We start from the raw sequence: 25,696 nt of genomic DNA on the forward strand, positions 1-25,696 counted from the left end.
GGCGATGCGGTGTTGGGGCATCAATCACCAAATCGCCCAACCCCTAAATCGCAAAACGCTCACTCCAACACCCCTTTGCCGGAGAACAGCACCAGGGGGAGCGGGATGCCGGTCTCGGTCAGGAAGCTTCGGAGGTAGTTTTCTGGAGAATAGGTCACGCTGCCGTTGATTTCCCAAGATTTCCCCGAGAGCGCTTGGCCATCGGTTTGGATCGCGGCGGGGAGGCGGATCGCCTGGACGCCCTTGGGCCCCAGGACCCGGGCGGGGATTTCGACATAGGCGTAGGACCCGGCGTCTGCGACCGAGAGCGTGTACGACGCTTCGGGCAGCTGGATCGCCACGTCGTTGGGGTTGCTCATCACCACGGCCACCTCGACGCGGGCCCCTTGCGGCGATTCCTGGGTCAGCTCGGCGCCCACCACCTCCAGGGACGGGGGCACGGCGCTGATGCACCCGGTTAGACCGGCCACGCAAATCACGATGACAGCAACGAATCGCATTTCACAATTGTACGAGATTTCATTTCCCGGCAACATCATCCGGGCCGCGGCGGGCGCATCATCCCAACCGCCACCGCTTCGCTGACCGTTACAACCCACACGCTTGGAACGACCTGCACGCAGCCTTTCGCCAGGCCTCAGAAAGCTCACAACCGCCTGTTGCATACCCGCTGCTCCGCCGATGGATCGGCAGAGGAGAAGTACCGCCCATGGCGTCCACCGAGAGAACATGCGGCTCCTGCACCGCGTGCTGCAGCAGCCTGGTCATTGAAGAGCTTTCGAAGCCGGCGTTTACCGATTGCCCGCACGAGTGTGCCGGGGGCTGTGATGCCTACGCCTCGCGTCCGACCTCCTGCCGGGACTTCCGCTGCCTGTGGCTCGATGGCCACCTCGAAGAGAACGACCGGCCCGATAAGCTCGGCGTCATCTTCACCACCACCCACGATGAACAGGTCGGCGTCCACCCGCTGATCGTCGAAGCGGAGCCGCAAGGCGTCGATCGTCCAGCAGTTCAGGACGCCATCCAACGGCTGACCGAAAAATCACCGGTGCTGGTTCTGACACCCGCCGGCGGCACGTTCCATCCCAAACGTCGGCAAACCACAACGCCGCTGACCATCGATGGCCAGGCGGCGTAGGTGTGATGGGTTGTCTATAGAAATTCAACGGCTCAGCGCTTGTGCTCGGGGCTGGCGAAGTCGCTCTTGCATCCCGCGTCCCAGGCTTCGGGCTGGTTGCCGTGCGCCGGGATGCCGCCGGCGTCTTTGAGCATGCGCGCCAGGTGCAGGCAGTTCCACACGAGGAACGTGGTGTTGCGGTTGGTGAAGTCGTTCTCGGGGCCGCCCGAGCCGGGATCGCGGTACGACGGGCCCGGGCCGGCTTCACCCATCCACCCGGCATCGGCCTGGGGCGGGACGGTGTAGCCGATGTGTGACAGCGAGAACAGGATGTTCATCGCGCAGTGCTTCACGCCGTCTTCGTTGCCGGTGATCAGTGTGGCGCCGACCTTGCCGTAGTCGCGGTACTGGCCCTTCTCGTTGAACGAGTGGGTGTAGCCGTACATGCGTTCGAGCGTGCGGTTGCAGACCGACGACTTCTCGCCGAGCCACACCGAAGTGCAGAGGATCAGGATGTCACAGGCATCGACCTCGGCCTGGATCTGCGGCCAGTCGTCACGCTCCCATTCGGGGGTCTGCGACATGTCTTGACCGAGCCCGGCCGCGATCTCGTAGTCGACCGGACGGATGACCTTGTGGCTGACGTTGTTCGCATCGAGGATGCCTTGCGCCACACCGATGAGCCCCTCGGTGTGGGACATCCGCGGCGAACGCTCGAGGGTGCAGTTGAGAAACAGCACCTTGAGGTCGTCGTAGGTCGCCGGGGCGATCGTGCACTGCTGCTTGGTAATCTTCTCGAGTTGCTCGGACATCCACGGCTCCTGTGATGAAAGTAGTTGATTCACTTCGATACACGACAGTCAACCGGCAGGCGCACGCGCATTATTTCAGGCTCGGAGGATTTCAAGCACAGGGTTTTCCTCAATCGCCGGTCATCTTCATCAGGAACTCGGCGTTGGTCGGCGTCTTCATCAGACGGCTCTTGAGCATCTCCATGGCTTCGACGACGTTCATGTCGGCGAGCACCTTGCGAAGGCGGTAGACCAGCTTCAGCTCGGTCGGGTCCATCAGCAGCTCTTCCCGGCGGGTGCCCGAGGCGGCGATGTCGATCGCGGGGTAAACCCGTTTCTCGACCAGGCGGCGGTCCAGGTGCAGCTCGGAGTTACCGGTGCCCTTGAACTCTTCGAAGATGATGTCATCGGCCTTGCTGCCGGTGTCGGTCAGCGCGGTGGCGAGGATGGTCAGCGAGCCGCCGTTCTCGATCGCCCGGGCGCTGCCGAAGAACTTCTTGGGGCGTTGCAGGGCGTTGGAGTCGAGGCCGCCGGTCATGATCTTGCCGGTGTGGGGCATCTCGGCGTTGTAGGCGCGGGCCATCCGGGTGATCGAGTCCATGAGGATGATCACGTCGTGGCCGTATTCGACCATCCGGCGAGACTTCTCGATGACCATTTCACACACCTGTACGTGGCGGGTGGTGTTCTCGTCGAACGTCGAGGCGACGACTTCGACTTCCGGGGGCGTGTTCGCCTTGAAGTCGGTGACTTCCTCGGGGCGTTCGTCGATGAGCAGCACGAACACCTTGCAGGTCGGGTAGTTCACGATCAGCGACTTGGCCATCTTCTGGAGGAGGACGGTCTTACCGGTACGCGGCGGCGCGACGATCAGGCCACGCTGACCCTTACCGACGGGGGCGACCAGGTCGACGATACGCATCTCGAAGTTGTTGTCGTCGCCGGGGGTTTCCATCACGAACCGCTCGTAGGGGTGGAGCGGCGTGAGGTCGTCGAAGTCTTTGAGCTCGTTGAGGTGCTGCGGGTCTTCGCCGTTGATGGCGTCGACGCGGAGCAGCGCGAAGTAGCGCTCGGATTCCTTGGGCGGACGGATCGTGCCGGCGACGACGTGGCCGACCTTGAGTCCGAACCGGCGGATCTGCGACGGGCTGACGTAGATGTCGTCCGGGCAAGCGAGGTAGGACTGGTCGGGGCTGCGGAGGAAGCCGAAGCCGTCCGGCAGGATTTCCAGAACGCCTTCGCCGTACATCAGGCCCTTGGCCGAGAAGTGCTTCTCGAGGATCTTGAAGATCAGACGGTTCTTGACGAGGCCTTCGATGTCCTTCTCGCTGAGTCCTTCGTTCTCGGCGAGCTTGAGCAGTTCTGCGTCGCTCATCACTTCGAGGTCGCGGACGGTGAGGTCGGCCTTCTTGGCCTCCTCGTAGTGCTCCTGCGTCTCGGCGTCGAGCTCTTGGTCGGACTGCGGCGCGGGGGGAGCGACTTTCTTTTCTTCACCCGACGAAGCCTTGGCTTTGGTCTTTCGGGAAGATTTTTTCTTGCTGACTTTTTTCTTGGTCGTGGTGGATTTCTCAGCCATGAGAACGGGTACTCCTGGGGTGGCCGTGCCGCGCACAACATGCGGCAGGTTGGGGGGTGGGTGGAACGGGGGATGTTGTGAAGGGTGAACTAAATCGAGGTGTCTGAACGAATCATCGGTCCTTGGGCATACCCTGATCGGCATACCTGTTTTTTTAGGGGGGTATTTCAAGCGACGCCTGCTGGACGAGGGTCCCCACCCACCAGCACGGTCATTCAAAGCTCAATAGCGAATCGACCGTGCCGCGGCAGGGTCTGTGTCGTCATCACGAGCTTTTCGAGAGAGCCCAATCGAGTAGCCGACGGGCTTGAGTCTGAACAACCGATGGATCGGCGTCGTTGCTGAAGACATAATCGGCACGCGCACGCTTGATGTCAAGCGGCATCTGGTTTTTCTCTCGACGCTCCAGCTCCTGGGCCGACCAACCGCGGGTGCGGGCCACCCGCTCCTGACGAACTTCCAAGGGCGCATCGATATAAACCAATACGTCGCAATCGCCTTCGAGTTCGCGCTCGAGCAGCAGCGGGCAGTCTTCGATAATCGCCAGGACATCGGCATCGCCTCGATAGAGCGACCGCAGCTCGCTCCGGCGGGCGTGCACCAGTGGGTGGACCAGCGATTCGAGACGGGCCAACTCGCACGGGTCGTCGAAGACCTTCGCGCCGATCGCCGAGCGGTTCACGCTGCCGTCGGCTTCCAAGACACCTGCCCCCCACCAGCCGACGAGGGTGCCCTTGACTTCCGGGCGGTCCAGCACCTCCCGCGCGATGGCGTCTGCGTCGATCACCGCCGCGCCCTCATGGGCCAACAGCTTGGCGACGTGGCTCTTCCCCGAGCCCGGGCCGCCGAGCAAGCCGATCACGGGCTTGGTCTTCGACGAAAGGCTGGCGGCAGAGCGTGGTTCGTAACCCATCGCCCTATCCTAGCCGACTGGGTCGATTCGTCGAGAGTCTTGGCTGCGGAAGTTTACGGCTTGAGGTCGCGGATTTTGACCGAACGCCCGAACGCCTCGATGAGCGGCTCCAGCTCGACGCCGTAGTCGTCTTCGAGCGCTTCCTCCCAACTCTTGCCGTCCTTGATCCCGTTGATGAAAGCTTGGTACCGCTTGCCGTTCTGCTTGATCATGAAGCCGGTGAGCAGATTGGCCATGGGGTAGTGGTGGCCTTCGATATGGCTCGCGTAAAAGAAGGCGTTCCCGCCGAGCGATTTATTCTGCCGCATCAGGCTCAGGCCGTAGTCGATATTGCGTGCGAGTGAGCTTTCGCCGAAGCCGCCCTTGTCTACCAATTCCGATGAGACGTACTCGGCAAGGCCTTCGTTGATCCAACTCGGCAGGAAGGGGTATGAGCGGTAGCGGTGGTTGAACATGTGGACCGCTTCGTGCACCAGCACCCGTGCGAAATCCAGATCGCGGCGTTGCTTGAAAAGCGCCACCTCGCTCTTGCCGGTGCCGTACGAGAGGCATAGCCCCAGCGTCCCGCGGGAATCGTGCTGGTGGTGCAAGAGAAAGTACTTGTGGTAGTCCGCTTCGTTCTGAAACACGATGATCAAACCCCGGCCCAGGAAAATGTTTTCCCCTTTTTCCAGGCCGAAGATGTCCGACAAGCGGTCGTACATCTCATCGAGCAGGCCGGCCCACTGGCGGGCTTCCTTCGGCGGTAGGTCGGAGTAAAACAGGAAATAGTCCGAGGCGTCTTCATAGAGCCGGAGGCGCAGGTTGATCTTCTTTTGGGCTTCGAGCATCTCCGCCTTTAGCTTTTCGACGTTTGACGCCATCACCTCGTCGGAAAGATCGCCCCAGAACTGGGACTGGATGTCACCGACCGTGACCGGGCCGCCCAGGCCGGATCCACCCTCGCCGTGGTCGTGGGTGTGCGTGTGGCCGGGCTGTTCCTCGATGACTTCTTCGGGCTCGGGCTCGTCGTAATCCACGACCTCGCCATCGCGGACCCGATCGATCTTCGACGCCAGCCCGGGTTCGATCCGCAGCGCCCGCTTCCACGCGCTCTCGGCCAGCTTTTCGCCGTCTTCCCGTTCATACAGCAGCGACCCCAGGGTGTACCAGCCCCGGGCGTCATCCCGGGCGAGAAACTTTTCCTGCACCCACATCACCCGGTCCGGCCGGAGCGAGTCCCACGCGATCTGCTTGGTCTCCCCTTCCACCGTTTTCATGGTGAAATCGAAGTCGTCGTACTCGGTGAGCCAACCCCGCAGACGCTCGCCGCCGTCCGGAGCGACGGTCAGCTTCACCGGCGGCTCCACCACGATCGGCTCGGACCACACCGTGGACGTCCAAGCCAAACCCAGCAGCGTCAGCGCCAACCACGAGGCCCGCACGAGGCGTTTGCGGGCTGTCGTGCGCCGATCCGCATTATGGAATGGAGGTGTTTTCATGATCGAGTCTTTCCCGGATGAGTGCTTCTAATTGTTCGATCGTTTCCGCGTGGGCAAGTTCTTCTGAATTCAGCCAAATACGCGCCTCCTTCTCGTCTTCCTTCAACACGGCGGGCCAATCCACCGTTTCCAGATCGTAGCGCTCCTTCGCCTCGTCACGGTGCAAGAACTCGATGTCGTGTTCGAGACCTTCGATGAATCTGGCCCACCGTTTCTTCATCCCCAATGCATGGTGCGTGACGGCGCAAAGGGAACAGCGGTAGGTCTTGGGGGAAATCAATTTGTGGGCGCTGTCCCACGCAGCGCCCAGCCAACCCGCGTCGGCGTTGTAGACGAAAATCAGTTTCACGGCCGAGGCCCGAGAGGGAAAAACGACGATGCCGAATCACCGGCCCATGCTGGCGATCTGCCGATAGTTGTCACGGAAAAACAAGGTCCAGGCCAGCTTGTCCTTGAGCTTTTGGTCATCGTCCCGGCCACGGAAGCGGTCCATGAAATCCGCGAGTACGCCCGCCGCTTCGGAGTGACGCGGGTGATCCACGTCACCGACCGCCGACTGCCAATCGTTAGCCAGCTCTTCGTCCGGCCAGGTCAGCGTCAGTTCTGGCGGCATCTCGTCGAACAGCCGGAGCATCTCTGGCTTGTCGGGGTGATCATCAGGAGTACGAAGGATCGCCCGCCAGGCGGCGATCAGGTCCTGGTGGACATCGATCGCCATCGCCTGCGACACGGGCGATACCGCCGAGAAAAAGTCCGGCATGCCGGGCATGATCGGGACGGCCGTGGGGTACGGGTCGATCTGAGGATCGGACCAGGTGGCTTTCTCCTCGGCGGTGTAAAGGTCGGCGCGGATCGGTTGCCGACGCAGTTCGTAGCGGATCGGGCCGCCCTCGGTGTCGAGCTTGGCTTGCCAGAGCCGCTGGGACTCTTTGCTGAGGAGCCAGGTGATGAACTGCTCGGCGGTCTCACGGTGCGGCGCGCCACGCAGCAACGACACCGGGTCGGCCGTGGTCGCCGTCATGCTCTTGCCATCAACAACGGGGTCGGCGTAACCCACACGGCTCATGCCCTGGCCTTCGGTGTCGCCCGACCATCCCGCCGCGGCGATGGCCCCGGCCTGGGTGCGACCGTAGAAGTCGATGCACATGCCCGCCGCGGCTTCACCCGAAGAGACGTCGACCGGCACCTTGCTGGCGGCGCTGGCGAAGTAGCGGGCGTTGGCAAACACGCGACGCATCACCGCCCACCCTTCGGTCCACCCCGTGCGCTTGAGCAGGGTATTGAACGTCGCCCCGATCGAGCCGGAGTGGCCGGGGTCAGCCAGCGCTACCCAGTTCTGGTACGCCGGGTCGGTCAGGTCGGCCCAAGTCGTGGGTTCTTTGAGATCGAGCATGACCAGGAGGTCGCGGTTGTAGACGATGCCGAAGCTGGACAACGCGGTGCCGATCCAGAGCTTGTCGGGGTGATAAAGCTGTTCGCCGCCGATGAGCGCTTGAGGAAACGCCTCGTCAAGAACCGCCTGAGGGATATCCGCGGGCACGGCGACGGCGATCTTCACCTCTTCGCCGTCTCGTTTAATCTTGAGCCCGCTGGCCAGCTTGTTGTGGTCGTATTCCCCGCCGCCGAAGAACAGGTCGGCTCCGATGCCGCTGTCTTCCTGACTCTTTTTGGCCTTGGCTTCGAACTGAGCCAGGATGGTTTTACGCAGGTCCGAGGTGCCGCCCGAGGCACGCCAGTCGAACTTGACCGGCGACAGCCCCTGCTCGCCCCGCCAGGCGTTGAACGCGTGGGACATCTCGAGACGGATCTGCTCGTTGTGCGGGGTGTAGATGATCAGGCGTTCGCCGGCGCCGTCGCTGTCGGTCAGCTTGCCCGAGGCGTCGTTGGGGCGGAGCAGGAAGGGCACGCCCACCACCAGGAGCATCAACGTCACGATCACGATCTTCGCCAGGTGTTCTCGCATGGGAACAGTTTAGCGTGAGCCGGGGTGGGTCTCCCGTTAAAAAATGGCCTGCGTTAAACTCTTTGGCGATGCCCCCGCCACCCCCCGGCCCCGAACGCGACGAGTACTTCATGCGCCTTGCGCTGGACGAGGCCCGCCGCGCCGCCGAGCTCGGCGAGGTGCCCGTGGGTGCGGTGGTTTACCGGCTGGAGGATGGGCAGGTGATGGCCACCGCGCACAACCTCCGCGAGAACGACGCCGACCCCACCGCCCACGCCGAGGTGATTGCTCTGCGGGAAGCGGCCCGTCAGCGCGGCGTGTGGCGGCTGGAGACCTGTGGCCTGGCGGTCACGCTCGAACCCTGCCCGATGTGCGCCGGGGCGATCGTGAACGCCCGGATCGGCGAACTGATCTACGGCGCGGCCGATCCCAAGATGGGGTGCGTCGATACGCTGCACCACCTCTGCGCCGAGCCGAGGTTCAACCACCGTTTAACCCACCGGTCGGGCATCTTGGCGGACGAATGTTCACAGGTACTCAAAGATTTCTTCGCCGCTCGGCGTGGGAAAGGTAGTGCTCCGGATAAGCCCCGCCCCAGGCCTGCTGATTAAACAGACTTGGCGCCCGCCGGCGATGCCTTGCCCGGGATAAGCATCAGCATGAGCAGCCCGGGGATTGCGATCGCAAGGCACGCCGCGACGGCGGTGGCGGTCAGCCCCGGCGCGTGCGCAGAGCGCAGCCCGGCCGCCAGAAGGAACCCCCCCGCGACCACCAGGCCGAACGCCTCTCCGCCCGCGGCATGTCGAAGCGTCAAAAGTTCGACTTGTGATGCGTCACGCCGAACACGGGCGCCGATCCAAAGCACAACCACACCGCCCACCGCCGGCCACACGCTCCAACTCAGCGCAGTCATGGGTTGAGACAACCAACCCACCCCCGCGACCATGACCAACCCGCTCGTCACGATCCCCAAGCCAGCGCCTAAGCCCGAACACACGCCCAATCCGCAGAGCACGATCACCACGGGCAACACAAGCCCCGCGATGGCAACCAGAGCAATCGACAGCGTCGAGAAAGACCCGCTTCGCATCATCGTGCGTTCGAGCGACCCGGTGACTTCGGGTTCGATCTCACGGACTGAATCGTGAAATGAAACGATTGCCTGAGCAGAGGGCCAATCCGTTGCGCCCGATGGAGGGCTGGCTTTGAGGCGGTACCACGGTTCGGCGTCTTCCGCCGCGTCGTCGGGCAACGCATACCAGGACGCAAAGAGCCCGCCGTTGCGTTGCAGGTCCGTCACCGTCAAAGGCGTGGGGTCGAGCATCCCCGTGACCAGCGTGCCTGCTTCGCGGCGGGTGACGTCGTAGTCGCGCTGCAGTGCAGTGAGTCGAGCCTGCCGTTCCTGCGCATCCAACGACTCCGCTTCGCGGACAAAACCTTCAGCCGCTTCGATCATCCTCGGGTGCCAATCTCCCAGGTCTTGTTTGGTACCTGCGGGCATCAGCCCGATCCCTTGGCGGATCAACTGGACCTGATCGATGAGATCGACGGGGCTTGTCTGAGTAGGGCTTTTCGCGAGGGCGGCGGCGGACCGCGCCGCGGCACCGAGCGACACTTCCATCTCGTTCATGATGGCGTCGATCGCGGTTCGGTCTTCGGGGAGTAGTCGGCCGATGCCGGTGACCTGTTCGACCTCAGGGAGTGCGCGGAGCGCCGTCGCTCGATTCTGAGCATCCTCCATACCCCGCGCGAGGATCGACAACGGCATGTCCCACTCCCCGCCCTCGACCCAGGCCCGCTCCCGCCAGATCGCGCCTTCGGTTTGCTCGGGGATGAAGCCCGACGTCTCGGCACCCCGGGGCGTGAACGCGGCCGATGCCCCGATGCCCGCCACGACCACGACCGCCAAGGCCCATGCGATGCGTGGCCGGTTGGCGCTGGCCTCCGCCAGGGTTTGGGCCAACTCGCCGCGCGACGCATTTTTAGAGGAAGTATGGGGCGAGCGGTTAGCGGGCAATAGTGCCGTGCCCACCATCACCACGACTGCCCAAGCGAGAACCATGCCAAGCATCGCGATCAGCCCCGCCTCACGCAGCCCCATCACAGCTGGGCCGGACCCACCTAACCCCAAGACCGCCATGGCTTGCTCGTCCCACACGATGAACCATGCTGCAACCCCGCACACCGCCAAACACGCCAGAGCCAGCACCGGGCCCACGGCCACGATTCCCGTTCGGCGATCCGCTCCCCTCGCGCAGGCCCCCGCCAGGAACAACCCGCCGTAGAGTGAGGACAAGCCCGCCAGGACAACGCCGATCATCGCCAGGGCGTTGATCTCACCAAGCAGTAACCCGATCAGCCCCAGCGTGCATACGGCCGAAACACCGGGCAGCGCGACGGCCACCACCGGAAGCCATAAGCTCCGCCACGCCAACCCCGAAAGCAGCAAGATCCCGATCAGCGCTCCGCCCACGGCACGCTGTGAAGCGGTGCGGATCACCGACTCCGCCTCGCGGCTGGTGGGCACGTACCCGGTGACCCCCAGCTCCAGCGTTTCAAAACGCAGCCGGATTGTTTCGACCTGCCGACGGAGCGCGGCCAGCGAGCCCTCGTAGCCGGGCCGCTCATCGATGCCTTCCGCAAGCTCGACGCGGAGCACGAGCAGTCGGCCGCTTGCCGAGCGCAGCAGTTCCCATTCGGGTTGGCCGGCCGCGGTGGCCAGGGCCGCCCAGAGGTCAACGGGTTCCTCGGGAGGTGTTTGCATGCGCTGGGTCATCGCGTCCATCAGCCCGACAAAGACCGCCGCACCCTCGGCCAGGTTAGGTCCTTCCTCATCGTCGCTGCTGATGGTCTGGATCGCGCTCTGCATGGCCCGCGCCATGCCGGCGTTGAGCAACGCGCTAGGCGTGTCACTTTCAAGAAGAGGTTTGAGCTGCGCGATGCTGGAACTGAGAGCCTTTACGTCTTCCAGCGGGAGCGTGCGGATGAGCTTCGGGCTGGACTGCGCGGGGTTGAGTCCCCAATGCACCGTCGCCACCTTGGGCTCTTCTTCCAGAGATTCACCTAAGGCGTACGCCGCTTCGGTCGCGATAGCTTCGTGTTCGCCTGCTTCCCCCGTATCGATCAGCACGATGGCTTCCTGCCGGGTGTCAAACAGCTCGCGGTACTCGGCGTAGCGCTGCTCGCCGGGGTTGGATGCGTCGAAGAGCGAGCCGAGGCTGGTCACCGACAAACGCGGGATCCCGAAGCCGGCCAGCGCGGCAGTCAATAACGCGGTCACAAAAAGCACCGCAACCCGCCCGCGTCCTTGGGCGAGCGGCAATTTGTGCATCCATGTTTCGACGGTCCGGTAGGGCATGGGCGCTCAGTCGGCGGGTTCGGAGGCGGTGGGCTTTCGGGGTTGGCGTGACCGCCGGTTCGCTGCGGTGGCCCCGAACACCTCGGCCACCTCGGTCGGCCCCACGGCAAAGACGCGATCCTTACGGCTAGGCAGGATCGCCTTCATCCCGGTAAACGCGCCAAACCCCGGCAACACCGCCTGCCGGGTTTTGAAGTGGAAGCACGCCGCGCGGAGCCGCGACTTGCCCAGGCCTTCCAGAATTACCGCGGGGTGGATGTGGCCGCACAGCGTTACCGCGTTGCTGACCACGTCCGGCTCGTGGGCGAAGGCCACCGCTTGATCGGATTCGTCACGCCAAGGGCCGCACACGCATTCGATATCCAGCGAGGACGGCGGGTCGCCGGCTTGGCGGTCGTGATTCCCGCGGACATTGATGACACGCAATCCGTCCCAGCGGTTGCGCCACACCCGGAGCTGTTCGATCAACTCCTCGGTGACGCCGTTGCGTGAGTGGAAAAAGTCGCCGAGCACGATCAGCCGCTTCGCACCCGTGGCTTCGAGGGCGACGTCGAGGCGTTCGAGGTTGTGCCGTGTCGTCCCGCGGGGCACGGGGACGCCGGCGCTGCGGAAGTGGTCCGACTTCCCGAAGTGGGGGTCGGCGATAATCAGGGTCCGCTGTTCTTTCCAAATCATCGAGCGGTCGGGGCGTAGGCCCCACGTCTGTCCGCCCCATTCGAGTTCACTCATCGTCAGGACTCCGTTCCGATCGTGGGTGCCTCCGGGCATGTCTACCGGCCCGCGGCCGCTTCCAACCTCATGACCATTTTACCGACCTGATCCTGCCACGACTGGCTGGTCAGGTGTTGTTCACGCAATCGCTCAGCCCACAGCGGAAACGCCATCGGCGTTAACCGCTCGGTCTGGCGGGGCTCGAGCCGCATCTGCTCCAACTCCTTGAGTGCCGCGGTCAGGCGGGTGACCTCAAGCTGCTGCTCCAGTACTTCCCGCCGGGCCTGGTCGAGCAGGAGGTTGTCGGGATCGAAATCGGTGAACACATCGAAGAACAGCTCCGAAGACGCCTGGAGGTGGCGGTTGGTGACTTGCTGGCCGGGGTATCCGGTCTGGATCAGCCCCGCGACCCGGGCGATGTCGCGGAAAGCCCGCCGGGCGAGTTGGGAGGTGTTGAGCGCTTCGAGCAGATGCTCCAGCAGATCGTCGCGGTGCAGCAGACGCCGCCAGTCGGCCTCGGTCAGCTCCGGATCTTCCGGCGAGAGCAGCTCGATGCCGTAGTCGTTCACGGTGACCGTCACCGCCCGGGGCGCTTCGCGGGTCAGCCGGTGGGCAAGCAGGGTACCCAGCCCTTCGTGGACCAGTCGGCCCTGCAGCGGGTAGAGGAACGTGTGGTGCCCGTCGCGGCTGGTGGTGGTTTCGATCAGCAGCTTGCCGCTGCCCGGCACCACGGACCATTGGGTCTGCAGCTCCAGCAACGGGGCAACGGCCCGCATCTCGGGCGGCAGGTCGTCCGCGGAGCTGCCGCGTTGCCTGATGTCGTCGAGCCGTGCGCGGACCGCGTCGGCGAGTTGGGTGCTCAACGGGGTGCGGCCGCCCTGCCAACGCGGGACCTGGGCTTTCTTGCCCTTGGCCTTCTTCACCGTGGCGACCATCGCGCGGACACGCACCAGCTGCAAGAGGTGGCCGGCGAAGACAAACTTGTCGCCGGGCTTGAGGAAGCCGACGAATCCTTCTTCGACGGTGCCGAGCTTCTTGCCGTTAGCGAACTTCACGGCGATGGCGGCGTCGGAGGTGATCGTGCCGATGCCCAGGCGGTGGTTGCGCGCGATCTTGTTCGAGGCGACGCCGAAGCGTCCGTCGTCGTCTTCTACGACCCGGGCGTATTGCGGGTAGACCTTCAACGTCTCTCCGCCCCGCCGGACGAAGTCGAGACACCACTCCCACTCCTGGTCGGTAAGGTTGCGGTAGGCGTGACTCGAACGGACCTCGGCCAGCATGTCGCCCGAGGTGAAGCCGCCGCCCATCGCGCACGTGACCAGGTGCTGAGCCAACACGTCCAGCGGCCGATCCAGCGGCCGCCGTGATTCGATCCGGCGGGCCGCCGCCGCATCACGCGCCGCCGCGAAGTCGATGATCTCCAGCGCGTTCGTCGGCACGCCGATCACCCGGCTCACCTTGCCGGGCTGGTGCCCGCTGCGTCCGGCCCGCTGCAGCAGCCTGGCCACGCCTTTGGGCGACGCCACCTGGATCACCTGCTCCACCGGCGAAAAATCCACGCCGAGGTCCAGGCTCGACGTGCACACGCAGCACCGCAGCCCGCCTTGGCGCAGCAGGTCTTCGACGGCCTGGCGTGACTTGCGGTCGATCGAGCCGTGGTGCAACGCGACCTCGCCGATCCAGTCGGGGCGTTTAGCGATGATCTCGTTGAACCAGATCTCGGCCTGTGAACGCGTGTTGGTAAACAGCAGCGTGCTGCCCGCGTTTTCCAGGACCGCCAGCACCTGTGGCAACAGCGTGATGCCCAGGTGGCCCGCCCAGGGGAAGCGGTCCATGTCGTCGGGCAGGAGCGTGGTGATCTCGATCTGTTTGTGGTCGGGGCCGTGGATGAGTTGGCCGGTGGGAGCCAGGCCGGGGCCCAGCAGGGTGTCCATCGCCTCGGGCAGGTTGCCGAGGGTGGCGGAGAGTCCCCAGACCGAGAGTTCGGGGTTCCACGTGCGTAGCCGGGCGAGGCCGAGCTCGGTCTGCGTGCCGCGTTTGGTGGACATGAGCTCGTGCCACTCGTCGACGATCACGGTCTGCAGCCCACGGAATTTTTGCCGGGCGTCTGCGTAGGACAGCAGCACTGACAAACTCTCGGGCGTGGTGACCAACGCGCTGGGCAGCCGTTTCTTTTGTCGTGCTTTGACCGTCGCCGACACATCACCCGTGCGTCGCTCCACGGTCCACGGCAAGCCCAACGCCCCGATGGGTTTTTTGAGGTTCTCCTCGGTGTCGGTCGCCAGCGCCCGCAACGGCGTGATCCAGAGCACCCGAATCGGTTCGGTTTGTTTGTCTTGCCAGGTGCTTTGCTCGGGATGCCCGTCACACCACCGCATCAGCGACGGCAGCCAGGCCGAGTAGGTCTTGCCCATGCCCGTCGGGGCGTGCAGCAGTCCCGATTCGCCCGCCAGCTGCGACGCCCACGCGTCACGCTGAAACGCAAACGGCTCGCCCACCGCATCTCGGAACCAGGACTCAACGGGATTCATCGGGAAGTGGTCGCCCTCAGCAGTGTCTGCAACGACTCCAGCGTATCCGCATCCTGAGGCTTTTTGTCGGTCCGCCAGCGGTGCATGCGGGGAAATCGCAGGGCGATGCCCGATTTGTGACGGTCCGATTCGTTGATCCCTTCGAAGGCGATCTCAAAAACCAGCTCCGGCTCGACCTGCCGGAAAGCGCCCTTCTTGCCCAGGGTGTGGGTCTTGATGAAGTGATCAACCTTCGCGAACTCCTCATCGGTCAGGCCCGAATACGCCTTGGTCACCGGGACCAGTTCGCTCTTGCCGGGCTCACCGGACCACACAGCGAAGGTGTAATCGGTGAAGAGCGAACTGCGCCGCCCGCTGCCCCGCTGGGCGTAGACCATGACGCAGTCGACTGTGTACGGATCGACCTTCCACTTCCACCACGCCCCCTTGACCCGCCCTGCGGCGTAGGGGGCGTCGTTGCGTTTAAGCATGACGCCTTCGACCCCGCGTTCGCGCGATTCTTCACGCAAATCGGCCAAGCCGGTCCAATCCGTTGCTTCGATCAGTGGTGAGCGTTTTACACTCGGCTCTTCCGGCAACACCGCCTCGAGTCGTGCACGCCGTTCTCGGGTCGACAAATCACGGACATCGGCGCCGCCTTGCTCGAGCAGGTCGTAGGCCATGAACACCACCGGCACATCGGCGAATAGCATCGGCTCCATCCGCTTGCGGTTCAGCCGTCGTTGCAGCAACGAGAAACCCAGGGGTCGGCCGTTTTCGTAGGCCAGAACCTCGCCGTCCAAGACCGTGCCGTCGGGCAGCGCATCCCCGACCGCGCGAAGCTCGGGGAAGGCCTCGGTGATCAGTTCGTCCCCACGCGACCAGACCATCGTCTGCCCGCCCCGCCGGATAATCTGGGCGCGGATGCCATCCCACTTCCACTCGGCGGCCCACTCCCGAATGTCGCCCAGAGCCGCGGGATCGCTTTCGAGTTGATGGGCCAGGTAGAACGGGTACGGCCGGGCGTCGTCGTCTTCCGAACCCGCGAGCAGTTTTTCGTACGCCCCGGGCGTGGGCTCGATCGGCTTCCCGCTCAGGCGGTGTTGCATCACCGCGGCGTCCACTTCCGCGGCCTGGGCCAAGGCGTTGATGACCACCTTTTTAGCCGCGCCGAAACGGAAGTTGCTGGAGATCAGTTTGTGGAAGAGGAAACGCTGGGTCTGATCGAAGCACTTCCAGGTCTCCATCACCGACACCTTCTGCTCGGCCTCGGTCATCTGAGCCAGCGGCAGGATCCGCTCACTCACGATCTGATGGAGCGGATCGTCGTTGGCCTCGGCAGGCTCGGGCAGGACCAGTGAAAGGGTTTCGGATAGATCGCCCACCGCGCTGTAGCACTCGTTGAACAGCCAAGGCTCCAGCCCCGCCGCCTCGGCCGCCCACGCCCGCAGCCGTTTGTAAGGCACCGCGCGGATCAGCTTCTGCCCGGTCAATACACGCAGAGCCCAAACCGCGTCGGCCGGTGGAGCCAATTCGAAATAACGTCGTAGCGCTGCGGTCTTCTCCGAGGTCCGCGTCGTTGCGTCGACTTCCATGAACAGGCGGGTGAACAACTTCACGCCGAGTCGCTGCTTTCCGTGGAGGGCTCGGTCGAGGTTTCGGTGTCGGTGTCGAGTTCGCCGACGTACCGCGTGGATATTTCGTCCGCCTCCACCCCCTGCTCTTGCAGGTAGCGGGCGACGACGGCCGTGTACCCGTGCGTAGCGCCGACGCTCTCGCATCCGGTGGCCTTGATTGTTTCCAGCAGCCCGGTCCAATCCACGTGATCCGACAGCACAAAGCCGCGGTCCACCCCACGCCGTCGGCGGTTGCCACGTACCGCCATCCACCCCGAAGCGAAGGCGAGCGACGCGGGCGAAAACTTCTTGAGCCATGCCGTCCCCAGCACCGACGGCGGGGCAACAACCAGCCCCTTCCCCTTCACCGCCTTGCGGCTCTCGGCGGTCGAGGTCGTCACTCCGGGCACGTCCACGCCCGCTGCGCCGTACACCTCACAGAACCGCTTTACCGAGCCGTGCACGACGATGTGGCCTAAGCAGCGGTCGACCAGCGACAACACCCTTTGCGCCTTGCCCAGGGCGTAGGCGAAGACCACGCTGGTCCTCCCCGCCGCTTGGTTGGCCAGCCACCACGCGTTGATCTGCTCAGCGATCTCGGCCTCGGGCCGCCACTTGTAGATCGGCAATCCGAACGTACACTCGGTGATCAGCCGGTGACAACGGATCGGCTCGAAGGGATCACAGGTCTTATCCGGCTGCGTTTTGTAATCACCCGTGACCACCTCGACCCGCCCGGCGTGTTCGACCCGTACCTGGGCCGAGCCCAGCAGGTGCCCCGCGGGGTGGAGGCTGACCTCGACGCCGTTGATGCAGGTGGTCTGGCCGTAGGCGATCCCTTCGATCTTCGCGCCGTTGTGGACGCGTGGCCGGAGGACTTCGACGCCGACTTCCGAACAGAGGTAACGCTGGCTGCCGGGGGTGGCGTGGTCGGAGTGGGCGTGGGTCACGACCGCGCGGTCCACGGGTCGCCAGGGGTCCACGTAGAAACCGCCCTGTTCGCAATAGAGTCCGCGTTCGGTCGGGCGGATCAGCCGGTCATCGCGATCACCCATCGGCTACCCCCGCATCACCAACGCCAACATCCAGATCACCAGCCCGCCGCGCAGCGTCCAGCCCGCCGTCCGCAACCAATTCGTGTTCACCAGCAGGCGGCAAGCCTTTGGATCAAACCCCCTGGCCAGTTTCACGTGTTGAGGCACCGAGCAACAAAAAGTCACGCCCCACACCAACAACACCAAGCCAAGCCCCACCCATGGCATCCATCCGGGCAGCACCAGCCCCAATTCTGCATCAGGTTTAACGATCACTAACCCAACCGCAGAAACCAACTCCACCATCATCGGCGGCAGAACGATCGGGGTGATGGCGCGCGTGTGTCGTGCCTCGTAGGCCGCGAATTGTGGCTCGCTCACGCCATCGAACAGCGGGTAGTGGACCCGCTGCACCATCCAGATCAGGCCGACCATGTACAGGGTGGCCGCCGCATTCGTGAGAAGAATCGCCTCGAACATGAAACCCAATCTTAAGAGATGGCGTTTGCTTCTCGGTTGAAAAACCGGGTCGCGGGCTCGGCGTCCTCGGCGAAAAGCTCGGTCATCCGTCGATGGCGGTGTTCAAACAGCTTCCGCAGATCGCGCCGCACCATCGCCGCATCCACCAAGCCCGCCACGGGCCCACCCGGCGGGCGGTAGCGGATCACATCGCGGGTCGTGGTGCCTCCGCCTTCGGGTTCGAAGGTGTGCAGGTGAGAGAAGTGTGCGTAGGGGCCAGCCGCCTGGACGTCGACGAATCGTCTGGGGTACTCGACCTCGGTGATGCGGGTCCGCCAACACACGCCGATCCCGTGGAGCCGTAGCCGGTACTCGTATTCGACGCCGGGGGCGATCGCCGGGGGTATCTCGTCCGGGGAAAGGTTGAGGATGTCGAACTGCATGAAGCCGGGGATCACGTGATTCATGTGCCGGCAGTCCGCGACGAACGCCCAGATGTTCATGGCGTCGGCGGGCAGCCACTGCCGGGCCTGCATGACGTAGTCCCGACCATCCCGTTCGAAATGGATCTCGCCGGGAGTCGACGGGTGATCGTGCGGGCTCATGTGGGAACCGCCTCGGCCTCGGGCGTCTTGAGAGGACGATCGCGGTAAGCGGCCCAGAGGATCAGCCCGAACGGGACCCACCAGATCAGGTCGTTGGTCGGGATGGTCCAGCCAAACGCGGGAGACAACTCACCGCGGATCAGTGCCCCGTCGACATAGCCGATCGGCCCCAGGATCTTGCCGAGCAGCCCCACCAGCACGATCGGCCAGTGCCGCAGCGGGTTGGTCGCCGCGATCGCGTAGCCGATTCCGTAGACCCCGACGATCATGCCCACGCACTGCCAGATCGCGGGGTGGCGTGGAGGCTCCATCCCCACCAGCGTGAAGAAGTGCTCCGGGAACAGCACCACCCAGGCCCCCCACACCAGGTTGTATCCCGCCGCGGCGAACAGCACCCAGGACATCCAGGGCGGTGGTTGGGTGGCTTGTGAGTTGCGAATCTGCATCACCCAACACTAGGCGGTCCGTCGGGTTTCGGCAGTCCTTGGCATATACTTTTGTTATGCCGCCTTCATCATGCCCGGCCGGGAGTACCGCGATGCGAACGATCTTTTTTGGAGTCTTGACCAGCTTTGCTTTGGCGTGGTTCAGCGTCGGGCAGCCCGCCCTTGCCGCGGGCGGCGGGCCCGAGGCGGAAGCCGATCCGTTTGCCGAACCCAACGAGAACGCCCCCGCCGAAGCCGAACCCTTCGCCGACGCCTTAGCTGAAGACCCGGGTATCGAGCTGAACCTGGTGCCGTCGAATTTCAACCTCAACCGGTCGATCAGCTTCGACGACCAGGGCGAGCCCCGCCACCGAAACAACCAGCTCTCGATCAACTTCCGTTGCTTCTACGAGACCGACACGAAGCCGCTGTCGTACCGCGATATCGAGATCACCTCGGTCATCACCTCGGCGGGCGAAGAGCTGGAGGTCGATCCCAATCGGCAGAACCGCCACCAGCAGCAGATCCACGCCAACCGTCAGCGCAACGGCAAGCCCTACTTCGATATCTACGTCAACCTCCCCGCTCCGTCGCGACACGCCGACGAGATCACCGAGCTCCGGGGCAAGCTCAAGATGGAGCTATCCCAAGGCCCCGAACGGGTGCTGCGTTTCTCGCCGTTATCGGATTACGTGGATAAAAAGTTCCGCGTCACGGACATGGACGACTCGCCGATGTCGATCAGCTTGATCGAGGCCCACAACAACCAGCCGGCCATGATCGAGTGGCGATACGCCCGTTCGATCGAGCCGCTGATCCAGGAGATCAAGTTCTACCGGCGGAACGGCGTCGAGTTTGAAGCGAACCGCCACGGGGGCAATAGCGACAACACCAGCCGCAGCCAACGCTTCTCCGTGGGGCCGGCCGACGATGTGATCATGGTCGTGCGTCTGTTCCGGCAGACGCGCACCGTTGAAGTCCCCTTCGTGGTAAGGGATATGCCGCTGCCGGTCGCTGAGCCGCGGGGGCCGCGTTTTGATCTGGCGATCGCCACCGAGCCGCTGGGCGGAGCGGTCGGGCTCGAGCCGGTTGACGGTGAGGTGCCCGTGGGCCCGGGCGCTCCCGGTGAGAACGACCTGCCCATCATCATTTTGGAGTGACGGTGTTCACTGCCCCTTAACCGCGTCGAGCGCGGCCAGCGCCGAGTCGCGGGCCTGCTTGTGATCGACGATGGGGTACGGGTACGTTTCGCCCAGCGTGATGCCCGCCGCGGCGAGCTGCATCGGCGGAGCCTCCCACGGCTTGTGCAAGATGCGGTCGGGCAAGGCCGCGATCTCCGGCACCCACTGCCGGACATACTCACCGTCCTTGTCAAACTTCTCGCCCTGCAGGATCGGGTTGAAGATGCGGAAGTACGGCGCCGCGTCCGCCCCGCAGCCCCCGGCCCACTGCCAGCCCAAAGTGTTGTTCGCCAAGTCCGCATCCAACAGCGTGTCCCAGAACCACTCGGCACCCTGTTCCCACGAAATCAACAAGTCTTTCACGAGAAACGACGCGACGATCATCCGCACCCGGTTGTGCATCCAGCCGGTGGCGTACAGCTCACGCATCCCCGCGTCGATGATCGGGTAACCCGTCTGACCGCGCTGCCAATTTTTGAGATGCTCGGCATCTTCTTTCCACGGGAAGCGGGCGTATTTCTTCTGCAGCGGCTCGCGTGGCGTCTCGGGGAAGTGGTAGAGCACGTGGTAGGCGAATTCACGCCAACCCAGTTCCTGGACGTAGTGTTCGCACTGCTTGAGTTCGTCCTTGGAGAGGTTGCGTCGGCCGTCGGCCATGAATTTGCGGGCGGCGTGGTAGCACTGCCGCGGGCTGATCTCGCCGTGCACAAGGTGGGGCGAGAGCTTGGAGGTTCCGGGCTTGGCGGGGAAGTTGCGGTCGTCTTTGTATTGGCGGATCGCGTCGTCGAGGAAGGTGTCGAGTTTTTCCTGCGCCGCGGGTTCGCCGGGGGTGAACGCCTCGGCCAGGCCGTCTTTCCAGTCCCGCGTGGGTTCGAGGCCGAGGGCTTCGAGTACGACCGATGCCGGCCACTGACTCGGCGCGGGGATCGACTCGGGCGCTTCGCGCGGCAGGTCGGGAGTGGGCTGGTTCTTCGCGTTCCGCCAGAACGGCGAGAACACTTTGTACGGCCCCCCGCCGCCGGTCTCGATTTCCCAGGGCTCGTAGAGCAGGTGGCTGTTGAAACTCTCCGCGGCAATCGAACGCTCGTCACGCAACCAACGCTTGATGTTCTGGTCACGCTCGATCGAGGCCGGCTCGTAGCGCCGGTTCCAGAACACCGCGCACGCGGATGTTTGCGTGATCAATTCTTCGAGAACTTCTTGGGTGGGGCCTTCACGAAGCACAAGCTGAGAGCCAAGCGCTTTCAGCGATTGATCCAGGGACCTAAGCGAGTGGTGCAGCCACCACCGCCGCGCGCCGCCCGCCGCCCAACCGCCCTCTTCTTCCGGCGACCAGATGTACACCGGCACCACCGCCCCGCCCTGTTCGTTTGCACGCTCCACCGCCGCGAGCAGCGCGGGGTTGTCCGCCAAACGCAGATCCTGTCGGAACCAGACGATCGTCACCGGGGCTTGATTCATGCCTGTTCATAGGCGGCTAAGGACGCCCAAGCAACTCGCGGAGCGCTTGTTCGAGGTGGGGCTGACGGAAAGTGAAGCCCGAGCCCGTCAGACGCATCGGCTCGACCCGCTGGCCGGCGAGCAGGGCTTCGTCTGCCATGCCGCCAAACGCCCGGCGCAACGCAAATCGCGGCGCGGGGAAGACCGTGGGACGACGCAAGACCCGCCCCAGCGTTTTGGTGAACTCGCGGTTGGTCACCGGCTCGGGTGCGACCAGATTCACCGGCCCGCTCATCTTCCGGTCGAAGATCGCGTGCATCATCGCCCGGATATGGTCGTCCAGCGTGATCCAGCTCATGTATTGATCGCCCCGCCCGAGTCGACCCCCGAGGCCCATCTTGAAGATCGGCAGCATCTTTTTCAGCGCCCCGCCGCGCGGGTGCAGCACGATGCCCGTACGCAGATTCACCACCCGGATGCCGATGTCCGTGGCGGTCTGGGTCGCGGCCTCCCACTCTCGGCCAACGTCGGCCAGGAAGCCCTCGCCCGCGGCGGAGTCTTCGGTGAGCAGGGAATCGCCGCGGTTGCCGTAGTACCCGATCGCCGACCCGCTGAGCATGACTCGGGGTCGGGCTTCCTGGGGCATACGCGACAGCTGTTCGCACAGCAGGCGGGTGCGGTCGACGCGGCTGCGGTGGATCCGGCTACGCACGTCTTCGCTCCAACGCTGCGCGATCGGCTCGCCCGCTAGGTGGACCAGCACGTCCGCCCCGGCGATCGCGTCCAGGTCGAAGGTGAGGCCGTCGCGGCGTGCGACCGGCCGCGGTTGGTGGCCGCCCGTGCTGAGGAACGCCGACAACGCCCGCCCCAGCATGCCCGACGCGCCGGTGATCGCCACCGTCAGGCTGCGTCCCCGGGTGAAATTCTGGTGGTCAACCATGTCCGCCACGAGCGTCGCGTGGCGGTGGTCGAACATCTTCTTGATCTGCTTGCGGATGAACAGGGCATACGCCAGGCTGCCCAACGGGCCGAACGGCGGCTTCAGTTCGATCGAGTCCCGCATGACACACCGAAGCGCGTTGCCGTCGAGCGTGGGCTCAACGCGGTGGGTGTGGACCCACTCAGAGAACGGGCCGGACACCTGCCGGTCTTTGAACTGCAGGCCCGCGATGAAGTCTTCGTGTTCGGCGACCCACTTGCGGGGCCAGGGGGCCATGACGCGGAGGGTGACACGCTCGCCGTCACGGATGCCGCCGAACTCGAGCACCTTGGTGTTGTCCCAGGGCGGGGTGAGCCGCTCAAAAGCGCCGGGCCGGGTATGCCACGCGAACACCTCGTGCTGCGGTGCGGGGATCTCGGTGACTTTCTCGAATCGGCGTTTGAACATGAGGTGTATGGTAGACCCAAAGGGCTCGGGCTTCACCACCGGGCCAGCCCCAAAGCGGTGCATATACTTCACGCATGGATGCGATCGCGACGACGCAACCCGAACTTCCGCCCAGCGTCTCGCAGAGGCGTCTGGTGCCGGAGGTGATGGACGACCCCGAGCTCGACCCGGCGTTGCACGAAGCGGCGCTGCGCGGACTGGGGCGGATCAACCGCGTGTCCCGGTCGGCGGCTATGTTGTGGCCCTCGATCGAGAAAGCAGCGGCGAGAAACTCCGGACGGGTTCTCCGTGTGTTGGACCTGGCCTGCGGGGGCGGCGACGTGCTGATCCAGCTCGCCCGTGGTGCGAAACGCAAAGGACTGCGGGTGGCGTTTGCCGGGGCTGATGTCAGCCCGGTGGCCCTGGACTTCGCCGCCGAGCAAGCCCGGCAAGCGGGGTTAGAGATCGATTGGATCCCGATCGATGTGTTCGAGCAGCCGCTGCCCGATTCGTTCGACCTCACCATGAACAGCCTCTTCATGCACCACCTCACAGCCGAGCAGGCGGTGGCGGTGTTCGGAAAGATGAAAGCGGCGTCGCCTACCGTGCTGATCAACGACCTGCGTCGCGGCCCGGTCGCCTACGCCATCACGGTTGCGGGCACCCGTCTGCTGTCGCGCAGCCCGGTGGTCCACGTGGACGGCCCGCGTTCGGTCCGCGCGGCGTGGACCCCGAAGGAACTGCTGGCCCTCGCCCACGCCGCGGGTTTGCAGGGCGCGACCGTGCAACACCGCTTCCCCTGGCGGATGCTACTGAAATGGAACGCTTCCTCGGCAGATAAGGGAGGCGTGTCGTGAGTGAAACATGCATCGACGCCGTGGTGATCGGGGCGGGGCCCGCTGGCGCACTGGCAGCGCGTGGATTGGCGTTGCAAGGCCACTCGGTGTGGCTAGTCGACAAGCAATCGTTCCCACGCCCGAAAGTTTGCGGGTGCTGCCTGAATCAATACGCGATCACCTCGCTGGAGCGGGTTGGAATCACCGGATTGGTCGAGCGACTCGGCGGTCGACCCCTGGAGCGGTTGCACATGATCGCGGGTGGCAGGTCAGCAGATGTGCCGTTGCCACGCGGGGTGTCGCTGTCACGCGGGGCGCTGGACGGGGCATTGATCGAAGCGGCAAAGTTGGCCGGGGCGGACTTCATCGACGGCGTCTCCGCCAAAGTGCAGACGCTTGGCGGGACCGCCGAGGAAGGACACCGGGTGTCGCTGGGCTCGGGCAACTCGGTGGTGGCACGCGTGCTGGTCATCGCCGACGGCCTGGGCGGGTCCAGCCTCTCGGCGGTCGAAGGCTACCGCGTCGAGACCGCCCCGGCCTCGCGCATCGGCCTGGGCGGCGTGACCCGATCACCCGTCACTCAACCCACGATCCCCCGCGGCACGATCGCGATGGCTTGTGGCCAGGACGGGTACCTCGGCGTGGTCGAACTCGAAGACGGCCGGCTCGACTTCGCCGCCGCCATCGATGCCGCCGCCATCAAGCAAGCGGGCGGGATCGCGCAGGCGGCGCGACGGCTCGTCGAGCAGTCCGGGCTTGGCGATCACGATTGGCCGATGGACGACGTCGAACGCTGGCGAGCCACCCCGGCCCTGACGCGTACCCGCAAGCGTATCGCGGGGCCGGGGCTGTTCGTCGTGGGAGATGCCGCGGGCTACGTTGAGCCGTTTACCGGCGAGGGGATGGCTTGGGCGATCGCGGGCGGGAGTGCCGTCAGCGAAGTTGCGTCCGAAGCGGTCCAGAAATGGGACACCTCTCAAGAAATCAGGTGGGTCGAACGCCACCGCGCCCGTATCCGCAACCGCCAGGCGGGGTGCAAGCTGGTGGCCGCAACGCTGCGTCGGCCGTGGTTAACACGCGTGGTGGTGCGATCGCTGTCCGCCTGGCCGGGCATCGCCAACCCGTTGGTCCGTCGCATCGCCGCCCCCGCAACCGCAAGTGATCCTGCTCCAACGCCATACACAAGGGAAGGATCATTCGCATGAGTCTTTTGATCCAGGGCCTGGGCACCGCACAACCGCCCCACGCGCTCGAACAAGAAGCCATGGCCGCCTCGGCTTTGCCCTGCTCCTGCAGCAACGAACGCCAGCGGAAGCTGCTGCCCACGCTCTACCGACGCGCCCACGTCGAACGCCGCCACAGCGTGGTGGTCAACGCCAAGAACGGCCACGCCAAGCTGCCCGTGCACGACCGGATGCTGGCGTTCTACCCGCCCGCTTCCGACGCCAACGACCGCGGGCCTTCGCTCTCCGACCGCATGCGTCGTTACCCCGAGGAAGCCCTGCCGTTGGCGCTCGATGCCTGCCGGTCGGCGCTGGACGACGCGGGTGTCGCCCCCAAACAGGTCGGACAACTCGTCGTTGTGTCCTGCACCGGTTTCTCCGCACCCGGGGTGGACATCGGACTGATCGATGCGTTGGGTTTACCGCCCACGGTTGGCCGAACGATGGTCGGCTTTATGGGCTGCCACGGCGCGATGAACGGGCTGCGTGTGGCGCGGAGCCTCGCCGATGCGATCACCGAGCCGGATCAACACGTGCTGATGTGCTGCGTTGAGCTTTGCACCCTGCACTTCCAATACGGCTGGGACCCGCAGAAAGTCGTCGCCAACGCGTTGTTTGCCGACGGCGCTGCCGCGGTGGTCGGAAAGCCCGAACCCGTTGCGCGTCGAGACGACTCTTTTAACCTTCCGCGTGCCACGGCCCACGGCAGTTGCCTATTGCCCGACTCGCGTGACCTGATGACATGGATTATCCGGGACCACGGGTTTGAGATGACACTCTCGCCCAAGGTGCCCGACCTCATCCACCAGCACCTGCGTAACTGGATCGAACCCTGGCTGGCTGAGCAGAGCCTGACCGTTGAGCAGATTCAGGGCTGGGCGATCCACCCCGGCGGGCCGCGGGTTATCACGGCGGTGGAAGAATCGCTCGGATTGCCCGAAGGGGCCGGTGACGGTTCGCGGGAGGTGTTGCGCGAGTGTGGCAACATGTCCTCGCCGACGGTGCTGTTCATTCTGGACCGGCTCCGCCAGCAAGCCACCCCGCTTCCATGGGTCGCACTGGCGTTTGGCCCCGGCTTAACGATCGAAGCAACGCTGTTTCGTTAAGCGGCA

General features: G+C 64.6%; 23 protein-coding genes. 6 read left to right on the forward strand and 17 right to left on the reverse strand.

Going from position 1 to position 25,696, the window contains the following annotated elements; genetic code table 11:
- Nucleotides 1-59: 59 nt before the first annotated feature.
- On the reverse strand, nt 60-500 hold the full coding sequence (locus HNQ40_RS17460; protein ID WP_184679097.1) for a hypothetical protein: 441 nt from the start codon (nt 498-500) through the stop codon (nt 60-62).
- Between the two features lie 209 nt (nt 501-709).
- On the opposite strand from HNQ40_RS17460, the gene HNQ40_RS17465 reads away from it, so the two are divergent.
- The gene (locus HNQ40_RS17465; RefSeq protein WP_184679098.1) at nt 710-1,138 is read left to right on the forward strand and encodes a hypothetical protein; all 429 of its coding nucleotides are present in this window, start codon (nt 710-712) and stop codon (nt 1,136-1,138) included.
- A 32-nt stretch (nt 1,139-1,170) separates the two neighbouring features.
- Here the strand turns inward: HNQ40_RS17465 and HNQ40_RS17470 are convergent, their stop codons facing one another.
- The 6 genes from HNQ40_RS17470 to HNQ40_RS17495 form a co-directional block, all read right to left on the reverse strand.
- Nucleotides 1,171-1,929: a flavodoxin family protein gene (locus tag HNQ40_RS17470; protein ID WP_184679099.1), complete on the reverse strand. Its 759-nt coding sequence runs from the start codon at nt 1,927-1,929 to the stop codon at nt 1,171-1,173.
- Nucleotides 1,930-2,038: 109 nt separating this feature from the next.
- Complete coding sequence (gene rho, locus HNQ40_RS17475; RefSeq protein ID WP_184679100.1) at nt 2,039-3,484, reverse strand: transcription termination factor Rho; 1,446 nt, start codon at nt 3,482-3,484, stop codon at nt 2,039-2,041.
- Nucleotides 3,485-3,749: 265 nt separating this feature from the next.
- On the reverse strand, nt 3,750-4,397 hold the full coding sequence (coaE, locus tag HNQ40_RS17480; RefSeq protein ID WP_184679101.1) for a dephospho-CoA kinase: 648 nt from the start codon (nt 4,395-4,397) through the stop codon (nt 3,750-3,752).
- A gap of 53 nt (nt 4,398-4,450) precedes the next feature.
- The gene (locus tag HNQ40_RS17485) at nt 4,451-5,878 is read right to left on the reverse strand and encodes a hypothetical protein (RefSeq protein WP_184679102.1); all 1,428 of its coding nucleotides are present in this window, start codon (nt 5,876-5,878) and stop codon (nt 4,451-4,453) included.
- Nucleotides 5,856-6,227 (reverse strand): hypothetical protein, encoded by a 372-nt coding sequence (locus tag HNQ40_RS17490; RefSeq protein ID WP_184679103.1) that lies wholly within the window; start codon nt 6,225-6,227, stop codon nt 5,856-5,858. Before HNQ40_RS17490 ends, HNQ40_RS17485 begins: the two co-directional genes overlap by 23 nt.
- Nucleotides 6,228-6,263: 36 nt before the next feature.
- Complete coding sequence (locus tag HNQ40_RS17495; protein WP_184679104.1) at nt 6,264-7,841, reverse strand: ABC transporter substrate-binding protein; 1,578 nt, start codon at nt 7,839-7,841, stop codon at nt 6,264-6,266.
- Between the two features lie 68 nt (nt 7,842-7,909).
- Here HNQ40_RS17495 and tadA point away from each other — a divergent pair, with 68 nt between their 5' ends.
- Nucleotides 7,910-8,431, forward strand: a complete 522-nt coding sequence (gene tadA / locus HNQ40_RS17500) for a tRNA adenosine(34) deaminase TadA (RefSeq protein WP_184679105.1) — start codon at nt 7,910-7,912, stop codon at nt 8,429-8,431.
- Here tadA and HNQ40_RS17505 read toward each other — a convergent pair.
- The 8 genes from HNQ40_RS17505 to HNQ40_RS17540 are packed head-to-tail and all read right to left on the reverse strand — an operon-like array spanning nt 8,428 to nt 18,559.
- On the reverse strand, nt 8,428-11,151 hold the full coding sequence (locus HNQ40_RS17505; RefSeq protein WP_221435610.1) for a hypothetical protein: 2,724 nt from the start codon (nt 11,149-11,151) through the stop codon (nt 8,428-8,430). The genes tadA and HNQ40_RS17505 overlap by 4 nt on opposite strands.
- Before the next feature lie 33 nt (nt 11,152-11,184).
- The gene (gene pdeM, locus HNQ40_RS17510; protein ID WP_184679107.1) at nt 11,185-11,907 is read right to left on the reverse strand and encodes a ligase-associated DNA damage response endonuclease PdeM; all 723 of its coding nucleotides are present in this window, start codon (nt 11,905-11,907) and stop codon (nt 11,185-11,187) included.
- Between the two features lie 41 nt (nt 11,908-11,948).
- On the reverse strand, nt 11,949-14,420 hold the full coding sequence (locus HNQ40_RS17515) for a ligase-associated DNA damage response DEXH box helicase (protein ID WP_184679108.1): 2,472 nt from the start codon (nt 14,418-14,420) through the stop codon (nt 11,949-11,951).
- Nucleotides 14,417-16,018 carry an ATP-dependent DNA ligase gene (locus tag HNQ40_RS17520; protein ID WP_221435611.1) on the reverse strand — a complete coding sequence of 534 codons (1,602 nt, stop codon included), beginning with the start codon at nt 16,016-16,018 and terminating at the stop codon, nt 14,417-14,419. Before HNQ40_RS17520 ends, HNQ40_RS17515 begins: the two co-directional genes overlap by 4 nt.
- Complete coding sequence (locus HNQ40_RS17525; protein WP_221435612.1) at nt 16,015-17,070, reverse strand: ligase-associated DNA damage response exonuclease; 1,056 nt, start codon at nt 17,068-17,070, stop codon at nt 16,015-16,017. The genes HNQ40_RS17520 and HNQ40_RS17525 overlap by 4 nt, the downstream gene beginning before the upstream one ends.
- A gap of 3 nt (nt 17,071-17,073) precedes the next feature.
- Nucleotides 17,074-17,529 (reverse strand): hypothetical protein, encoded by a 456-nt coding sequence (locus HNQ40_RS17530; protein ID WP_184679110.1) that lies wholly within the window; start codon nt 17,527-17,529, stop codon nt 17,074-17,076.
- A gap of 11 nt (nt 17,530-17,540) precedes the next feature.
- The gene (locus HNQ40_RS17535; protein ID WP_184679111.1) at nt 17,541-18,113 is read right to left on the reverse strand and encodes an SRPBCC family protein; all 573 of its coding nucleotides are present in this window, start codon (nt 18,111-18,113) and stop codon (nt 17,541-17,543) included.
- A complete protein-coding gene (locus tag HNQ40_RS17540; protein WP_246402932.1) occupies nt 18,110-18,559 on the reverse strand; it encodes an alkyl hydroperoxide reductase in 450 nt (149 codons plus the stop codon). The genes HNQ40_RS17535 and HNQ40_RS17540 overlap by 4 nt, the downstream gene beginning before the upstream one ends.
- 92 nt (nt 18,560-18,651) lie before the next feature.
- Between HNQ40_RS17540 and HNQ40_RS17545 the strand changes: the two genes are divergently transcribed.
- Complete coding sequence (locus HNQ40_RS17545) at nt 18,652-19,698, forward strand: hypothetical protein (protein ID WP_184679112.1); 1,047 nt, start codon at nt 18,652-18,654, stop codon at nt 19,696-19,698.
- A 6-nt stretch (nt 19,699-19,704) separates the two neighbouring features.
- Here the strand turns inward: HNQ40_RS17545 and HNQ40_RS17550 are convergent, their stop codons facing one another.
- On the reverse strand, nt 19,705-21,180 hold the full coding sequence (locus HNQ40_RS17550; RefSeq protein ID WP_184679113.1) for a cryptochrome/photolyase family protein: 1,476 nt from the start codon (nt 21,178-21,180) through the stop codon (nt 19,705-19,707).
- A gap of 16 nt (nt 21,181-21,196) precedes the next feature.
- Entirely contained in the window at nt 21,197-22,546 is a 1,350-nt protein-coding gene (locus tag HNQ40_RS17555; protein WP_184679114.1) for a TIGR01777 family oxidoreductase, read from the reverse strand.
- Nucleotides 22,547-22,620: 74 nt separating this feature from the next.
- Between HNQ40_RS17555 and HNQ40_RS17560 the strand changes: the two genes are divergently transcribed.
- From HNQ40_RS17560 to HNQ40_RS17570, 3 genes are read left to right on the forward strand one after another with little or no spacing between them, the layout of a single operon-like run.
- Nucleotides 22,621-23,382, forward strand: a complete 762-nt coding sequence (locus HNQ40_RS17560) for a methyltransferase domain-containing protein (protein WP_184679115.1) — start codon at nt 22,621-22,623, stop codon at nt 23,380-23,382.
- Entirely contained in the window at nt 23,379-24,566 is a 1,188-nt protein-coding gene (locus HNQ40_RS17565) for an NAD(P)/FAD-dependent oxidoreductase (protein WP_184679116.1), read from the forward strand. Before HNQ40_RS17560 ends, HNQ40_RS17565 begins: the two co-directional genes overlap by 4 nt.
- A complete protein-coding gene (locus HNQ40_RS17570) occupies nt 24,563-25,690 on the forward strand; it encodes a type III polyketide synthase (RefSeq protein ID WP_184679117.1) in 1,128 nt (375 codons plus the stop codon). Before HNQ40_RS17565 ends, HNQ40_RS17570 begins: the two co-directional genes overlap by 4 nt.
- Nucleotides 25,691-25,696 lie beyond the last annotated feature (6 nt).

It is taken from the genome of Algisphaera agarilytica (assembly GCF_014207595.1).
Taxonomy (GTDB): domain Bacteria; phylum Planctomycetota; class Phycisphaerae; order Phycisphaerales; family Phycisphaeraceae; genus Algisphaera; species Algisphaera agarilytica.

Bases quoted from the DNA above. Each gene is read 5' to 3' on its own strand.
- HNQ40_RS17470 (WP_184679099.1), bottom strand. From the start codon at position 1,929: ATGTCCGAGCAACTCGAGAAGATTACCAAGCAGCAGTGCACGATCGCC.
- HNQ40_RS17550 (WP_184679113.1), bottom strand. From the start codon at position 21,180: ATGAATCAAGCCCCGGTGACGATCGTCTGGTTCCGACAGGATCTGCGT.
- rho (WP_184679100.1), bottom strand. From the start codon at position 3,484: ATGGCTGAGAAATCCACCACGACCAAGAAAAAAGTCAGCAAGAAAAAA.
- HNQ40_RS17535 (WP_184679111.1), bottom strand. From the start codon at position 18,113: ATGAGCCCGCACGATCACCCGTCGACTCCCGGCGAGATCCATTTCGAA.
- HNQ40_RS17505 (WP_221435610.1), bottom strand. From the start codon at position 11,151: ATGCACAAATTGCCGCTCGCCCAAGGACGCGGGCGGGTTGCGGTGCTT.
- HNQ40_RS17495 (WP_184679104.1), bottom strand. From the start codon at position 7,841: ATGCGAGAACACCTGGCGAAGATCGTGATCGTGACGTTGATGCTCCTG.
- HNQ40_RS17570 (WP_184679117.1), top strand. From the start codon at position 24,563: ATGAGTCTTTTGATCCAGGGCCTGGGCACCGCACAACCGCCCCACGCG.
- tadA (WP_184679105.1), top strand. From the start codon at position 7,910: ATGCCCCCGCCACCCCCCGGCCCCGAACGCGACGAGTACTTCATGCGC.
- HNQ40_RS17530 (WP_184679110.1), bottom strand. From the start codon at position 17,529: ATGTTCGAGGCGATTCTTCTCACGAATGCGGCGGCCACCCTGTACATG.
- HNQ40_RS17540 (WP_246402932.1), bottom strand. From the start codon at position 18,559: ATGCAGATTCGCAACTCACAAGCCACCCAACCACCGCCCTGGATGTCC.
- pdeM (WP_184679107.1), bottom strand. From the start codon at position 11,907: ATGAGTGAACTCGAATGGGGCGGACAGACGTGGGGCCTACGCCCCGAC.
- HNQ40_RS17460 (WP_184679097.1), bottom strand. From the start codon at position 500: ATGCGATTCGTTGCTGTCATCGTGATTTGCGTGGCCGGTCTAACCGGG.
- coaE (WP_184679101.1), bottom strand. From the start codon at position 4,397: ATGGGTTACGAACCACGCTCTGCCGCCAGCCTTTCGTCGAAGACCAAG.
- HNQ40_RS17525 (WP_221435612.1), bottom strand. From the start codon at position 17,070: ATGGGTGATCGCGATGACCGGCTGATCCGCCCGACCGAACGCGGACTC.
- HNQ40_RS17555 (WP_184679114.1), bottom strand. From the start codon at position 22,546: ATGTTCAAACGCCGATTCGAGAAAGTCACCGAGATCCCCGCACCGCAG.
- HNQ40_RS17485 (WP_184679102.1), bottom strand. From the start codon at position 5,878: ATGAAAACACCTCCATTCCATAATGCGGATCGGCGCACGACAGCCCGC.
- HNQ40_RS17545 (WP_184679112.1), top strand. From the start codon at position 18,652: ATGCGAACGATCTTTTTTGGAGTCTTGACCAGCTTTGCTTTGGCGTGG.
- HNQ40_RS17465 (WP_184679098.1), top strand. From the start codon at position 710: ATGGCGTCCACCGAGAGAACATGCGGCTCCTGCACCGCGTGCTGCAGC.
- HNQ40_RS17560 (WP_184679115.1), top strand. From the start codon at position 22,621: ATGGATGCGATCGCGACGACGCAACCCGAACTTCCGCCCAGCGTCTCG.
- HNQ40_RS17515 (WP_184679108.1), bottom strand. From the start codon at position 14,420: ATGAATCCCGTTGAGTCCTGGTTCCGAGATGCGGTGGGCGAGCCGTTT.